Below are 14,109 nucleotides of genomic sequence, written 5' to 3'. Positions count from 1 at the left end.
CAAGCCTACCGGATTGGATCGATCGAATGACTGACACCCGTAACGGCGAGGACAGCGGCAAATTGCTCTATTGCTCCTTCTGCGGCAAAAGCCAGCACGAAGTGCGCAAATTGATTGCCGGGCCCTCGGTATTTATCTGCGACGAGTGCGTCGACCTGTGCAATGACATCATCCGTGAGGAGGTGCAGGAAGCCCAGGCCGAGAGCAGCGCGCACAAATTGCCTTCGCCGAAAGAAATCAGCGGCATCCTGGACCAGTACGTCATTGGTCAGGAGCGCGCGAAAAAGGTGCTGGCTGTAGCGGTGTACAACCACTACAAGCGCCTTAACCAGCGTGACAAGAAGGGTGACGAAGTCGAACTGGGCAAGAGCAACATCCTGCTCATCGGGCCTACTGGCTCGGGCAAGACCCTGCTCGCCGAAACCCTGGCACGCCTGTTGAACGTACCGTTCACCATTGCCGACGCCACCACCCTGACCGAGGCCGGTTATGTGGGTGAAGACGTCGAGAACATCATTCAGAAGCTGTTGCAGAAGTGCGACTACGACGTGGAAAAGGCCCAGATGGGCATTGTCTACATCGACGAAATCGACAAGATCTCGCGCAAGTCGGACAACCCGTCCATCACCCGTGACGTCTCGGGCGAGGGCGTGCAGCAGGCGCTGTTGAAGCTGATCGAAGGCACCGTGGCCTCGGTACCGCCGCAAGGGGGGCGCAAGCACCCGCAACAGGAGTTCCTGCAGGTTGATACCCGCAACATCCTGTTCATCTGCGGTGGCGCGTTCTCGGGCCTTGAAAAGGTCATTCAGAACCGTTCCACCAAAGGTGGCATTGGTTTCGGCGCTGAAGTGCGTAGCAAGGAAGAGGGCAAGAAGGTTGGCGAGTCCCTGCGTGAGGTCGAGCCGGACGATCTGGTCAAGTTTGGCCTGATTCCGGAGTTCGTCGGCCGCCTGCCGGTTCTGGCTACCCTGGACGAGCTCGACGAGGCTGCATTGGTGCAGATCCTCACCGAGCCGAAGAACGCCCTCACCAAGCAGTATGCCAAGCTGTTCGAGATGGAAAGTGTCGACCTGGAGTTCCGCAGCGATGCGCTCAAGGCCGTGGCACGCAGGGCTTTGGAGCGCAAAACCGGCGCCCGTGGCCTGCGTTCTATTCTCGAAGGCGTGCTGCTCGACACCATGTACGAGATTCCTTCGCAGAAGGATGTCAGCAAGGTAGTGATCGACGAGAGCGTCATCGACGGCACTTCGCAGCCGCTGATGATCTACGAGAACACTGAGCCGCAAGCCAAGGCTGCGCCAGACGCCTGATACAGGCAAATGCCAGTTTGTGGTTGCAAGCATGAAGGGGCCTACGGGCCCCTTCATGCTTTTCCTGTGCTAATGCTTGTAATTTCCCAAGCCTGCCCCCACATTAGGTCCAAGCATCATTTCCACCGGTTTCCGGCCACAAGGCCGCTGTAGAGGCGAAATCATGAAGACCACCCTCGACTTGCCTCTTTTGCCATTGCGCGATGTCGTTGTATACCCGCACATGGTTATCCCGCTGTTTGTGGGGCGTGAAAAGTCCATTGAAGCCCTTGAGGCCGCGATGACGGGCGAAAAGCAGATCCTCCTGCTGGCCCAGAAAAACCCAGCCGATGATGACCCTGGCGAAGACGCCTTGTACCGTGTCGGTACTGTTGCCACCGTGCTGCAACTGTTGAAGCTGCCTGATGGCACCGTCAAGGTGCTGGTCGAAGGCGAACAGCGTGGCGCCGTCGAGCGCTTCACCGAAGTGGAAGGGCACATCCGTGCCGAAGTTTCGCTGATCGACGAAACCGACTCCGCCGAGCGCGAGTCGGAAGTTTTCGTGCGCACGCTACTGTCGCAGTTCGAGCAGTATGTGCAACTGGGTAAAAAAGTCCCTGCCGAAGTGCTGTCGTCGCTGAACAGCATCGAAGAGCCAGGGCGGCTGGTCGATACCATGGCTGCGCACATGGCCCTGAAGATCGAGCAGAAGCAGGAAATCCTCGAAATTGTCGACCTCACCGCCCGCGTGGAGCACGTGCTGGCACTGCTGGATGCCGAAATCGACCTGTTGCAGGTGGAAAAGCGCATTCGCGGTCGGGTCAAGAAGCAGATGGAGCGCAGCCAGCGCGAGTACTACCTGAATGAGCAGATGAAGGCCATTCAGAAAGAGCTCGGCGATGGTGACGAAGGCCACAACGAAGTCGAAGAGCTGAAAAAGCGCATCGAAGCTGCCGGCCTGCCCAAGGATGCCTTGACCAAGGCCCAGGCTGAGCTCAACAAGCTCAAGCAGATGTCGCCCATGTCAGCCGAGGCCACCGTGGTGCGCTCGTACCTCGACTGGCTGGTGCAGGTGCCGTGGAAGGCCCAGAGCAAAGTCCGCCTGGACCTGGCCAAGGCCGAGGAAATCCTTGATGCCGACCATTATGGTCTGGAAGAGGTCAAGGAGCGCATCCTCGAGTACCTCGCCGTACAGAAACGGGTGAAGAAAATCCGTGGTCCTGTGCTGTGCCTGGTAGGCCCACCCGGCGTCGGCAAGACTTCGCTCGCCGAATCGATCGCCACCGCCACCAACCGCAAGTTCGTGCGCATGGCACTGGGCGGGGTGCGTGACGAAGCCGAGATCCGTGGTCACCGTCGTACCTACATCGGTTCGATGCCGGGCCGCCTGATCCAGAAGATGACCAAGGTGGGTGTACGCAACCCGCTGTTCCTGCTCGACGAAATCGACAAGATGGGCAGCGACATGCGTGGCGACCCTGCCTCGGCGTTGCTCGAAGTGCTCGATCCGGAGCAGAACCACAACTTCAATGACCACTACCTGGAGGTCGACTACGACCTCTCGGACGTCATGTTCCTGTGCACCTCGAACTCGATGAACATTCCACCGGCGCTGCTGGACCGCATGGAAATCATCCGCCTGCCGGGGTACACCGAGGACGAGAAGATCAATATCGCCATCAAGTACCTGGTGCCCAAGCAGGTCAAGGCCAACGGCTTGAAGAAAGACGAGTTGGAGGTCGATGTCTCGGCGATTCGCGACATCATCCGCTTCTACACCCGTGAAGCCGGTGTGCGTGGCCTGGAGCGGCAGATCGCCAAGGTTTGCCGTAAAGTGGTCAAGGAACATACCGGGCAGAAGCAGGTCAAGGTCAAGGTGGCCAGCGAACAGCTGGAGCACCTGCTGGGCGTGCGCAAGTTCCGCTACGGCCTGGCCGAGCAGCAAGACCAGATCGGCCAGGTTACCGGCCTGGCCTGGACCCAGGTGGGCGGCGAGTTGCTGACCATCGAAGCCGTGGTTATCCCGGGCAAGGGCCAACTGATCAAGACGGGCTCGCTGGGCGATGTCATGGTCGAATCGATCACTGCCGCGCAAACCGTGGTGCGCAGCCGCGCCCACAGCCTGGGTATAGCCGCCGGCTTCCACGAGAAGCACGACGTGCACATCCACATGCCCGAAGGGGCCACACCGAAAGACGGCCCGAGTGCCGGTATCGGCATGTGCACGGCGTTGGTCTCGGCCCTTACGCAGATCCCGGTGCGCGCTGATGTCGCCATGACGGGTGAAATCACCTTGCGCGGCCAGGTGCTGGCAATTGGCGGGTTGAAGGAAAAACTGCTGGCAGCACACCGGGGCGGTATCAAGACGGTCATCATTCCGGAGGAGAACGTTCGCGATCTGAAGGAAATTCCGGAAAATATCAAACAGGATCTGCAGATCAAACCCGTCAAATGGATTGACGAAGTCCTGCAAATTGCGCTGCAATACGCCCCGGAGCCCTTGCCAGATGTGGCTCCCGAGATCGTCGCGAAAGAAGAAAAGCGCGACAGCGATGCCAAGGAAAGAATCAGCACGCATTAGTGGTTTTTGGCTGGGAGGCTTTCCTTGACAGTTTTTTCGAGGCCTTGCTATAAAGCGGCTCGTTATTGTCAACAAGCCTCCCAACGTACGTTTCGTAAGCTTTCCATTACATACTTAGAAACAAACTCAATAGAGAAATAAGGGGACTTAGAGTGAACAAGTCGGAACTGATTGACGCTATCGCCGTATCGGCTGACATTTCCAAAGCTGCTGCAGGTAAGGCTCTGGACGCTGTGATCGACTCCGTAACCGGTGCCCTGAAAGCAGGCGACGACGTCGTTCTGGTTGGCTTCGGAACCTTCACGGTCAAAGAGCGCGCCGAGCGCACTGGCCGTAACCCACAAACCGGCAAGGCGATCAAGATTGCAGCCGCCAAGGTTCCAGGTTTCAAGGCAGGCAAAGGCCTGAAAGACGCCGTCAACTAAGTCGTCTTCAGCCGGACCCGGCCAGGCCTGGTCCGAGCACGCTGATGGCGGGGCGCAAACGTTCCCGCCTGACACGTTTGCTAAGCAAAGGCGCATCCTCGGATGCGCCTTTCTTTTATCAGGATTCTACCCACGCTCCGCGGTTGTCGACGCAGTGGTACAGCCGTTTCTGGGGGACGCATGCTGCAAAATATCAGGGACAATTCACAAGGTTGGATTGCCAAGTCCATCATCGGCCTAATCGTCGTATTGATGGCGTTGACCGGTTTCGAAGCCATTTTTCAGGCCGCCACACATAGCCAGGACGCCGCCAAGGTAAACGGCCAGACCATCAGCCAGAACGAGCTGAGCCAGGCGGCCGACATGCAGCGCCGCCAGCTGATGCAACAGTTGGGCAAGGACTTCGACCCAGCGCTGCTGGATGAAAAACTGCTGCGTGAAGAGGCCCTCAAGGGCCTGATCAGCCGCAAGCTCTTGCTGCAGGGGGCTGAAGACGCCAAGTTTGCCTTCTCCGATGCCGCGCTGGATCAGGTGATCCTGCAAACGCCGGAGTTCCAGGTAGACGGTAAATTCAGCGCCGACCGCTTCGACCAGGTCATTCGCCAGATGGGTTATGGCCGCATGCAGTTCCGCGACATGCTGGCCGAGGAAATGCTCATCGGCCAGTTGCGCACCGGCCTGGCCGGCAGCAGCTTCGTCACCGACCAGCAAGTCGATGCCTTCGCCCGCCTCGAGAAGCAGACCCGCGACTTCGCCTCCCTGACCTTCAAGGCCGACCCGGCCGCGGTCAAGGTCAGCGACGCCGAGGTCAAGGCGCACTACGACCAGCACGCCAAGGAGTTCATGTCGCCTGACCAGGTGGTGATCGACTACATCGAGCTGAAAAAGTCTGCGTACTTCGACCAGGTCAAGGTGACCGACGAAGAGCTCAAGGCCCAGTACGAGAAAGAAATCGCCAACCTCGCCGAGCAACGCCACGCGGCGCACATCCTGATCGAAGTGAACGACAAGGTCAGCGACGCACAGGCCAAGGCCCGTGCTGAAGAGATCGAGCAGCGCCTGGCCAAGGGTGAGAACTTTGCCACCCTGGCCAAGGAGTTCTCCCAGGACCCGGGTTCGGCCGGCAACGGTGGTGACCTTGGTTTCGCCGGCCCGGGTGTGTATGACCCGGCCTTCGAAGAGGCGCTGTACAAGCTGCAGGATGGCCAGGTATCGGCGCCGGTGCGTACCCAGTTCGGTTACCACCTGATCAAGCTGTTGGGCGTACAGGCGCCAGAGGTGCCGAGCTTCGCCAGCCTGAAGGACAAGCTTACCCGTGACCTGAAGACCCCGCTGGTCGAGCAGCGTTACGTGGATGCCAGCAAGCAGCTGCAGGATGCTGCCTATGAGGCTTCCGACCTGGCCCAGCCGGCCCAGGACCTGAACCTCAAGGTCCACACCTCTGCACCATTCGGTCGCGAAGGCGGCGAAGGCATTACTGCCAACCGTTCGGTGGTGCAGGCTGCGTTTTCCGAAGAAGTACTCGACGAGGGGGCCAATAGTACCGCCATCGAGCTCGACCCGGAAACCACCGTGGTATTGCGCGTCAAGGAGCACCGCAAGCCTGAGCAACTGCCGCTGGAGGCAGTGGCCCAGAATATCCGCCAGCACCTGGCCAAGGAGAAGGCCACGGCCGAACTCAAGGCCAAGGCGGACAAGCTGATCGCCGGCCTGCGCGACGGTTCCATTGCTGCTGGCAGTGTGCATGAGGGCCAGGGCTGGAAAACCCACGAAGCCGTGACCCGCGGTGAGGAAGGCATCGATCCTGAGGAACTGCAGGCGCTGTTCCGCCTGGCGAAACCGCAAGCCAAGGACAAGCCGGTGTATGGCAGCGTCGTGCTGCGTGACGGTAGCCTGGTGGTGCTGCAGCTCAAGGGCGTCAACGAAGGCACTACCGCCACCGACGAAGAGAAGCAGCAGATTCGCCGCTACCTCGCCTCGCGTGCCGGCCAGCAAGATTTCGCGGCCTACCGCAAGCAGCTGGAAGCCAATGCCGACATCACCCGTTACTGACGTGATCGCTGCATGACGAACGGGCCGCCTAGTGCGGCCCGTTCTGTTTCTGCTGCCTGCTCCGGCCTAGCGCTTCACCCCTTCATGATTATCCAGCGTGTCCCGCGCGATCTCCCGCCCCAGGGCAATCAGCTCGGGCGCCTTGTAGAATTCGAAGAACCGGCATACCCGTTTCGGCACGTTGATCAGCACATCCGGCGGATAGCCGGCGATCTTGTACTGCGCCAATGAGGTCTGCATGACCTCGAAACTCTGGTTGATCAAGTCCAGCAGCGAGGCTGGGCCCACGTTGTCGATGATGAACGAACCGGTAGCCGACTTCGGCGCGCCTTCGCGCTCTGGCGCAGCCGCCGGCTGCTGTGTGCCCGGGCTGGCGGCTTCGCTTTGCCATGGGTTGGGCTGTGCCAGCCCTTCAGCGACGATTTCCTGTTCGATGCGGATCAATTCTTCGGCCGGTTTGCGCCGGAACGGCAGGTGTGCGCCCAATGAACTGAGCAAGGCATCGAAGCGCATCTTGAACGCCGCCGGGCGTTCGATCACCGGCAGCTGGTACTGCTTCTGGTTGGTGGCGTTGAGGTTGACCGCGATGATCAGGTCGCAATGGCTGGACACCACCGGTACGATCGGCAGCGGGTTCAGGATACCGCCATCAACCAGCATACGGTTGCCCTGCATTACCGGTGTAAACAGGCTGGGGATGGCCGCCGAGGCGCGCATGGCCTGGTGCAGGCAGCCCTCCTGAAACCATATCTCCTGCTGGTTGGTCAGGTCGGCGGCAACCGCCGTGTAGGGGATGCGCAGTTGCTCGATATTGATCTCGCCGACGATCTTGCGGATCTGCCCGAACACCTTGTCACCGCGGATGGCGCCCAGGCGAAAGCTGACATCCACCAGGCGCAGCACATCCAGATAATCAAGGCTCTCGATCCAGTTGCGGTACTCGTCCAGCTTGCCGGCGGCATAGATGCCACCGATGACTGCACCCATGGAGCAGCCAGCGATGCAGGCGATATCGTAACCCCGGCGCTCGATTTCCTCGATCACGCCTATGTGCGCATACCCTCGAGCCCCGCCCGAACCCAGTACCAGTGCCACGCGTTTACTCATCAACTTTCCCCGGCCAGTGCCATCATGCCCCTACAATGCACCCATCGTTGCCTCTGCTTCAATGTAGATTGTGTGCAGCTACTGTAGTAAAACCGCTTTGGCAAAGCCGGCCGGGCAGGGCACTTTTGAACTGCCGGGGCGTCGAAATGCCACCGTTTTTTTCCTTGAGGTATCACCGATGAAAGCCTGGATCTGCCTTCCCCTGATTGCTCTGGCCCTTGCCGGCTGCGCAGGCAAGACGGCCTACCGAGAAAGTTGTGCGACCCAGCTGGATGCCGCCTGGAAGGAGCTTGACCTGGCCAAGGCCGAAGGCTTTGCCGGCGCCGTGAGTTATTCCAAGGCTTTGTCGTTACTCACCGGTGCTAAAACCCAGCAGCAGTTCGAAGGTTATGAAAGCTGCACGCGCAAAGCCGAGAAGGCGCGCTTCTACATTCGTGAGTCCCGCGCCGGGCGTTGATCGAGGAGCGTTCCATGTCTGCCATGCTTGACTCCGTCGTTGCCCAGATACTGGCCTTGCAGGTGCGCCTGCTGGCGTGTCGCGAACGCCTGGCTGCCGATACCGACAGCGAGGCCCTGCATGACCTGCGTATTGCCGTACGGCGGCTACGCAGCCTGCTGCGGCCACTGAGGGGGCTGCCAGGGGTGGAGCAGCTGGAGGCCGCTGCAAGCGCGCTGGGGGCCCTGACCACGCCCTTGCGTGACCATGAAGTATTGGCTGCGCAACTGATCGCTAGCGGTTACACCGAAGCTGGGCAACGCCGCATGCAAGGCCGCGGTAGTGCATACGCCAGCGTTGCCCGCAGCCAGCAGTTGGCCCGGGTGCTGGCGATTGCAGATGCCTTTCCACTGTTCCTGCGCGCAGCGGGCCGCGAAGGCTTGGCCAAGGCATTGGGCAAACGCGTCGACAAGCGCTTGGTCAAGCAGTGGCACAAACTGCACCACGCCTTGCAGGACCCCAACCACGACCGTCACCGGCTACGTTTGTTGATCAAGCGTGCGCGCTATGGCGACGAGGCCTACCCGCAATTCCAGCATGCCAGCCAGAAACTGCAGCGTCTGCTGAAAAAAGCCCAGGCCGACCTGGGCGACTGGCACGATCGCTTGCAGTGGCTGCTACAGGCGCGCGACCACGCCGACCTGGCACCTTGCCAAGCCGTTTGGCAGCAGCAGTTGCAGGAGGCCGAGCAACGAGCCGATGTGACCTTGGCCGCGCTGGCCAAGGCCATTGCACGGCGCCAGCCCGGAAAATGACCGAAATGAGGGCTGTTCGTCCCGCGTTAGCTGGCTAGGATGGGCACACCCTTTTCGCCGCAGGCAGGAGCCGGTCCATGAATTTCAATCAACTGCTCGACGCCGTGCGGGCCAACCCCGACGCAGTCAGCATTCCGCCGACCTGGGCGCAAGGCCGAGCGGCATTTGGCGGCCTCATGGCGGCCCTTGTGTACGAGGCGATGCGCCTCAAGCTGTGTGACAGCCGCCCAGCGCGCTCCCTGGCCATCACCTTCGTGGCCCCTGCAGCGGCAGACGTACCTATCCGCTTCGAGGTGGAGGTGCTGCGCGAGGGCAAGGCGGTCAGCACCTTGCTTGGCCGCGCGGTACAGGAGGGCCAGGTGGTGACGCTGGTGCAAGGCAGCTTCGGGGCAGGGCGGCCTTCGGTCGTACAGGTACCGGCGTTACCGGCTACGGAAATGAAGGCGCTCGAAGAGGCGGCACCGGAGCTGCCCTATATCAAGGGGGTCACGCCGGAATTCATGCGCCATGTGGCCTTGCGCTGGGCCGTGGGCGGGCTGCCGTTCAGTGGTAATCAGTCGAGGAAGATGGGCGGTTGGGTGCGCTTGCGCGATGTCGCCGACGAACGCGTCAATGAGGCGCACCTGCTTGCCTTGGTCGATGCGTGGCCGCCGAGCCTGATGCCGTTCCTGAAGCAACCCGCAGCTGGCAGCACGCTGACCTGGACGATCGAGTTCATTCAGCCTGTGGTCACGGTGTCTACCCAGGACTGGTGCCGCTATTGCGTTGAAACCGAATATGCCCGGGATGGCTATGGCCATGCGGCAGCAGCCCTGTGGACCGCTCAAGGTCAATTGCTGGCGCTGAGCCGGCAGACTGTCACCGTGTTCGCCTGACAGGCCGGCACAGGGCCATCGGCTCAGCGCCGGTGCTTGTGGCGCTCCCGCCATGCCTTCAGCCAGGCGCCACTGAAAACAAAACGCGGGAAGGTGATGAACTGCTCCGTCAACAGGCGCTGCACGGCATCCTGGCGGTTAGCGAACGGCTCAGGTTGCTGGGCTTCCAGGCGGTGCCCCTGGCGCTGCAGGCCCAAGCCGGCAACCAAGGCGATGATACCCACCGCGATCTGGCTCAGGTCGAGCCCGAACAGGCCCGACAGTACCAGCAGCGCGCCCAGGATGAACAACGGGACGGCAATCAGGTGCAGCACCAGGTTTGTCGGGTGACGGTGGTTATGGTGGTAGCCGCGCCATTGCCAGGCGGGCAGGTTGGGCAGACGTTTACTCATGGGCATTTCCTCATCCAATGCCCAAAGCTTAGTGCTGCCCGCGCAGGGGGGCCAATCGAGGCTGGCTATGGTGGCTATAGCTTGAGCTGGCCGATGGCCTTGTTGAGCGCCCCAGCCAAGGTCGCCAGCTCGCTACTGGTGGTGGCCGAGCACACCGTCTGTTGCACGGTCTGCTCGGTGACATCACGAATGCTCACCACCGCGCGGTTCATTTCCTCGGCCACCTGGCTTTGTTGCTCGGCTGCCACGGCAATCTGCGTGTTGCTCTCGCGCATCTGCGCCACGGCACCGGTGATCTCGGCCAGGGCTTCACCGGCTTCCTGAGCCTGGCGCACGCAATCATCGGCCTTGTACGAGCTTTCCTGCATGAACTCCACCGCATCGCGGGTACCCGACTGCAGTGCCGAGACCATTGTGGTGATTTCGTCAGTGGAGGTTTGCACGCGCTTGGCCAGGTTGCGCACCTCATCGGCGACCACGGCGAACCCGCGGCCCAGGTCGCCGGCGCGTGCGGCTTCGATGGCGGCGTTGAGCGCAAGCAGGTTGGTTTGTTCGGCAATGCTGTGAATCACATTGACGACCCCGTTGATTTTCTGGCTGTCATCGGCCAACTGGCGAATCATCTCGGCGGTTTGCTGAACACCGCTGGACAGCCCGGAAATCGAATCCTGGACCCGGCTTACCACCTCTTTGCCGCTGCCGGCCAGGGTGTCGGCGGTTTGGGACAGGTCACGGGTAGCGCCGGCATGCTGGGCGATGTGGTGCACGGTTGCCGACATTTGGTTGATGGCGGTGGCCGCCTGGTCGGTTTCGCTTTGCTGGCCAAGCATGCCGTGGCGCACATCGTTCATGCTGGCGGCCAGGCGCGCAGCGCCCGAGTCCAGCTGCGCGGCAGTGTGGGCGACGGTGCTGACGACGCGGTGGTAGGTGGCCTGCATGGCGTTGAAGGCACCGGCCATCTGGCCGACCTCATCACCACAGGCCAGTGGCACACGGGCTGCCAGGTCGCCGGTTTTTTCCACGTGCAGTATCACATCCTTGAGGGTATTGAGCTGGCTGAGCAGAAAACGGATGAGCAGTTGCGAGGCAGCGAGCATGGCCAGCATCAGAATCAGGACACACACCGCGTAATTGCTGAAGCGTTCGAAGAACACCTGGCGCAGACTGGGCGACGGGGCCACTACCGCCATGTACTGATTGCCGCTGCGCACGACCTGTGCGCCGCGCAGCGGGTTGTCGCCCAGCACCCAGGCACCTGGCAGGTCCACCCAGCCCTGGCCGTCGCGCAGGGGCTCGAGCGGTTCACCGGCAAAGGTGGGCGTTTGCCCGGCTGACCAGCTGATCACATTGGCCTGGCGCGGTATTGGCTGCTGGCTTGGCCAGGCAGCCAGCAGCTCGGCTTGCTGCACCGCCTGTACCTGGGCCACCTCGGCGCGGGCGCGTTGCTCCAGGTGCACGGCATACACCACCAGCAGCAAGGTCGTGACAAAGGCCACCGCGTTGACGGCCCAGAATTTGTACTTCAAGGAAACATTGCTAAGCCAGGCACCCATGGGCAGGTCTTCTCTGAGTTGAGCGGAAACAATATTGGCAAGGTGCCATCATTGTGCCAGCTCGTGCCAGAGCCGTTGTTGATATGTATCAAGAAAAAACAACGGTGTTGTTCTCCTGCCTCAACCGGCCCCGTCAGCTCAGATCTGGAAGAACGCCCGTGCCGTGGCCGTGGTGTGCGCTGCCGTATGTTCGACCGTTTCACCCCGGTGCAAGGCCACTTCATGCAGTACTTGCGGCAAGAAGGCCGGCTCATTGCGGCCGTTCTTGGGTTTGGGGCGCAGGGTGCGGGGCAGCAGATAGGGGGCGTCGCTTTCCAGCATCAGCCGGCCTTCGGCAATGTTGCCCACCAGCGCGTGCAGGTGCGTCCCCCGGCGCTCGTCGCAGATCCAGCCGGTGATACCGATGTGCAGGTCCATGTCGAGGTAGGCGAACAGCGCCTCACGCTCCCCGGTGAAACAATGCACGACCGCCGCGCTCAGGTGGTCGCGGTAATCCTTGAGAATGGCCAGCAAGCGCTCGCTGGCATCGCGCTCATGCAGGAACACCGGCAGGCGTAGCTCAACGGCCAGCGCCAACTGGGCTTCCAGGGCTTTTTCTTGCAGGGGGCGAGGGGAGAAATCACGGTTGAAGTCCAGGCCGCATTCGCCCACAGCACGTACCCGTGCCTCGCTTAGCAGTTGGCGCAGCCGGCCTTCGCTACCGGCCTCCCATGCCTTGGCATCGTGGGGGTGCACGCCGGCAGTGGCAAACAGATGCGCGCCACTGGCGTCCAGTTGCTGGCACAACTCCAGTGCCTGTTCGCTGCCTGCCAGGCTGGTGCCCGTCAGCACCATTTGGGTCACCCCGGCTTCGATGGCGCGCTCGACGACGGCCGCCTGCTGGTCGTGGAAGCTGCTGTTGGTCAGGTTGACGCCGATATCGATCAGTTGCATGGTGGTATCTCGTGCCGCGGAGCGGCCAGCATAGCAAAAACCGGGTTTTTCTGAACAAAACCAAGAACTTCATGCTGTGGCCGGGGTCTTTTGCCGTCATTTATCACTTGGCGTGCGACCCTGGATGCCGCCCCCGAATGGATCTTTTTGCGCATGCGATTCTGGCTCACTTTCCTGTTGGCGCTCGGGTTGGTCTTGTCCGGGGCGGCCCTTGCGCAAACCCAAGGGCCGCAACATAACCCTGCGCCTGCCAAGGTTCGCGACTTGCAGCAGATCCGCAGCAGCAAGGTGCTGCGGGTGCTGGTCAACCAAAGCCGCAATAGCTCGGGCGAGGTCAAGGGCGAACCAGTCGGCATCGAGTATTACCGCCTGCGGGCCCTGGAACACTTCCTCAACGCGCGCAGCGACGACGATCAACAGATCGAGCTGCAGCTCATACCGCGGGCCAAGGAGCAATTGCTCGGCGCCCTGGCGCGTGGCGAGGGCGACCTTGCTGCACCGGGCGAGCTGTTGGACCCAGGCACTGTGCGCGGTGTCAGCAGCAGCGCACCGCTACTCGATCAGGTGCCGCTGACATTGGTCGGGCGCAAAGGCGAGCGCAGCTTCAGCAAGCTCGAGCAGCTGTCGGGGCGAACCGTGGCATTGACCAGTGCCAGCGCGGCGGGGCCATTCATCCAGCAGGCCAACCAGCAATTGGCCCTGCGCAAGCGGCCGCCGATCAAGGTGGAGTGGGTCGACTCGACATTGGCCGTGGAAGATGTGCTGGAGATGGTCCAGGCCGGCATCTACCACCTGACCGTGGTGGAGCAGCCTATTGCCCGGCGTTGGGCGCGGGTGATGCCGCGCCTGCGCCTGCACAGCGGTGTGCGGCTGGGGCCGCCGCAGGCCATGCGCTGGTATGTCGGGCGTGATGCGCCGCAGCTGCTCGCTGCAGTCGATCGCTTCCTCAAGGGTTACCGGGCGCCAGACAACCAGGATGCCGCGTTTGAGCGGATTTACCGCCGCCAGTATCGGGTGCACAACCCTTTGGCCAGCAAGGACCGCCGGCGTCTGGCAGCGCTGCGGGCCGTGTTGCAGAAGCATGGGCAGGCGCAACAGATCGACTGGCTGAACCTGGCGGCGCTGGCGTTCAAGGAGTCGACACTGAACCCGGCCGCACGCGGCAGCGGTGGGGCCCATGGGCTGATGCAGATCACCCCGGCAGCAGCCCAGCGTGTGGGGGTGAGCAACACGGCCACGGTAGACGGCAACGTGCTGGCCAGCGCGCGCTACCTGGCGCTGATCCGCCGCACGTTTTTCGCCAGCCCCAAAATCAACGAGCGCGAGCGCATGGCGTTCGTACTTGCTGCCTACAACCTTGGCCCCGAACGCGTTCAGGCCATGCGCGCCGAAGCTCGCCGACGCGGGCTCAATGGCAACCAATGGTTCTTCCAGACCGAGCGTATTGCCATGGAGCAGGTGGGCATGGGGCCGGTGAACTTCGTCAACAGTGTCAACAAGTACTACTTGGCATTCAACCGCGAACGTGCAGCGCTTGAACGTGTAGTCAAGCGATGAAGTATCGATTTATTAGATAGCTATGCTGGGTTTTTTGCGGTTCTAATATCTTAGAAACTGATTAAGATGGCGTCCATCTCAACATAACTGCATC

At 61.5% G+C, this 14,109-nt stretch carries 12 protein-coding genes; 8 read left to right on the top strand and 4 right to left on the bottom strand.

The window, feature by feature from the left end; genetic code table 11:
* Nucleotides 1-26 precede the first annotated feature (26 nt).
* The 4 genes from clpX (at nt 27) to QME24_RS18575 (ending at nt 6,347) form a co-directional block, all read left to right on the top strand.
* On the top strand, nt 27-1,310 hold the full coding sequence (clpX, locus tag QME24_RS18590; RefSeq protein ID WP_009683826.1) for an ATP-dependent Clp protease ATP-binding subunit ClpX: 1,284 nt from the start codon (nt 27-29) through the stop codon (nt 1,308-1,310).
* 163 nt (nt 1,311-1,473) lie between these two features.
* Nucleotides 1,474-3,870, top strand: coding sequence for an endopeptidase La (gene lon / locus QME24_RS18585; protein WP_009683827.1), 2,397 nt, complete (start codon nt 1,474-1,476; stop codon nt 3,868-3,870).
* Nucleotides 3,871-4,022: 152 nt separating this feature from the next.
* Nucleotides 4,023-4,295: a nucleoid-associated protein HU-beta gene (hupB, locus tag QME24_RS18580; protein WP_009683828.1), complete on the top strand. Its 273-nt coding sequence runs from the start codon at nt 4,023-4,025 to the stop codon at nt 4,293-4,295.
* Nucleotides 4,296-4,475: 180 nt separating this feature from the next.
* Nucleotides 4,476-6,347 carry a SurA N-terminal domain-containing protein gene (locus QME24_RS18575; protein ID WP_009683829.1) on the top strand — a complete coding sequence of 624 codons (1,872 nt, stop codon included), beginning with the start codon at nt 4,476-4,478 and terminating at the stop codon, nt 6,345-6,347.
* Nucleotides 6,348-6,413: 66 nt separating this feature from the next.
* Here the strand turns inward: QME24_RS18575 and QME24_RS18570 are convergent, their stop codons facing one another.
* On the bottom strand, nt 6,414-7,454 hold the full coding sequence (locus QME24_RS18570; RefSeq protein ID WP_054905356.1) for a patatin-like phospholipase family protein: 1,041 nt from the start codon (nt 7,452-7,454) through the stop codon (nt 6,414-6,416).
* A 178-nt stretch (nt 7,455-7,632) separates the two neighbouring features.
* Between QME24_RS18570 and QME24_RS18565 the strand changes: the two genes are divergently transcribed.
* The 3 genes from QME24_RS18565 to QME24_RS18555 all read left to right on the top strand — a co-directional run bounded on the left by QME24_RS18565 (nt 7,633) and on the right by QME24_RS18555 (nt 9,580).
* Nucleotides 7,633-7,911, top strand: a complete 279-nt coding sequence (locus QME24_RS18565) for a hypothetical protein (protein WP_003259403.1) — start codon at nt 7,633-7,635, stop codon at nt 7,909-7,911.
* Between the two features lie 14 nt (nt 7,912-7,925).
* Nucleotides 7,926-8,705, top strand: coding sequence for a CHAD domain-containing protein (locus QME24_RS18560; protein WP_281690943.1), 780 nt, complete (start codon nt 7,926-7,928; stop codon nt 8,703-8,705).
* A 77-nt stretch (nt 8,706-8,782) separates the two neighbouring features.
* A complete protein-coding gene (locus tag QME24_RS18555) occupies nt 8,783-9,580 on the top strand; it encodes a thioesterase family protein (protein WP_054905358.1) in 798 nt (265 codons plus the stop codon).
* A gap of 23 nt (nt 9,581-9,603) precedes the next feature.
* Here the strand turns inward: QME24_RS18555 and QME24_RS18550 are convergent, their stop codons facing one another.
* The 3 genes from QME24_RS18550 to QME24_RS18540 form a co-directional block, all read right to left on the bottom strand.
* Nucleotides 9,604-9,972: an Mpo1-like protein gene (locus tag QME24_RS18550; RefSeq protein ID WP_054905359.1), complete on the bottom strand. Its 369-nt coding sequence runs from the start codon at nt 9,970-9,972 to the stop codon at nt 9,604-9,606.
* A 74-nt stretch (nt 9,973-10,046) separates the two neighbouring features.
* Nucleotides 10,047-11,525 (bottom strand): methyl-accepting chemotaxis protein, encoded by a 1,479-nt coding sequence (locus tag QME24_RS18545; protein WP_054905360.1) that lies wholly within the window; start codon nt 11,523-11,525, stop codon nt 10,047-10,049.
* A gap of 138 nt (nt 11,526-11,663) precedes the next feature.
* A complete protein-coding gene (locus QME24_RS18540; RefSeq protein WP_054905361.1) occupies nt 11,664-12,458 on the bottom strand; it encodes a TatD family hydrolase in 795 nt (264 codons plus the stop codon).
* Nucleotides 12,459-12,611: 153 nt separating this feature from the next.
* Between QME24_RS18540 and QME24_RS18535 the strand changes: the two genes are divergently transcribed.
* Complete coding sequence (locus tag QME24_RS18535) at nt 12,612-14,015, top strand: transglycosylase SLT domain-containing protein (protein WP_280091445.1); 1,404 nt, start codon at nt 12,612-12,614, stop codon at nt 14,013-14,015.
* The last annotated feature ends 94 nt before the right edge of the window (nt 14,016-14,109 follow it).

This window comes from Pseudomonas sp. PARCl1, from assembly GCF_947311875.1.
Classification (GTDB): Bacteria; Pseudomonadota; Gammaproteobacteria; order Pseudomonadales; family Pseudomonadaceae; genus Aquipseudomonas; species Aquipseudomonas juntendi.
Note: the sequence above shows the minus strand (reverse complement) of the source record. Positions and strands in the feature narration are given on the sequence as shown.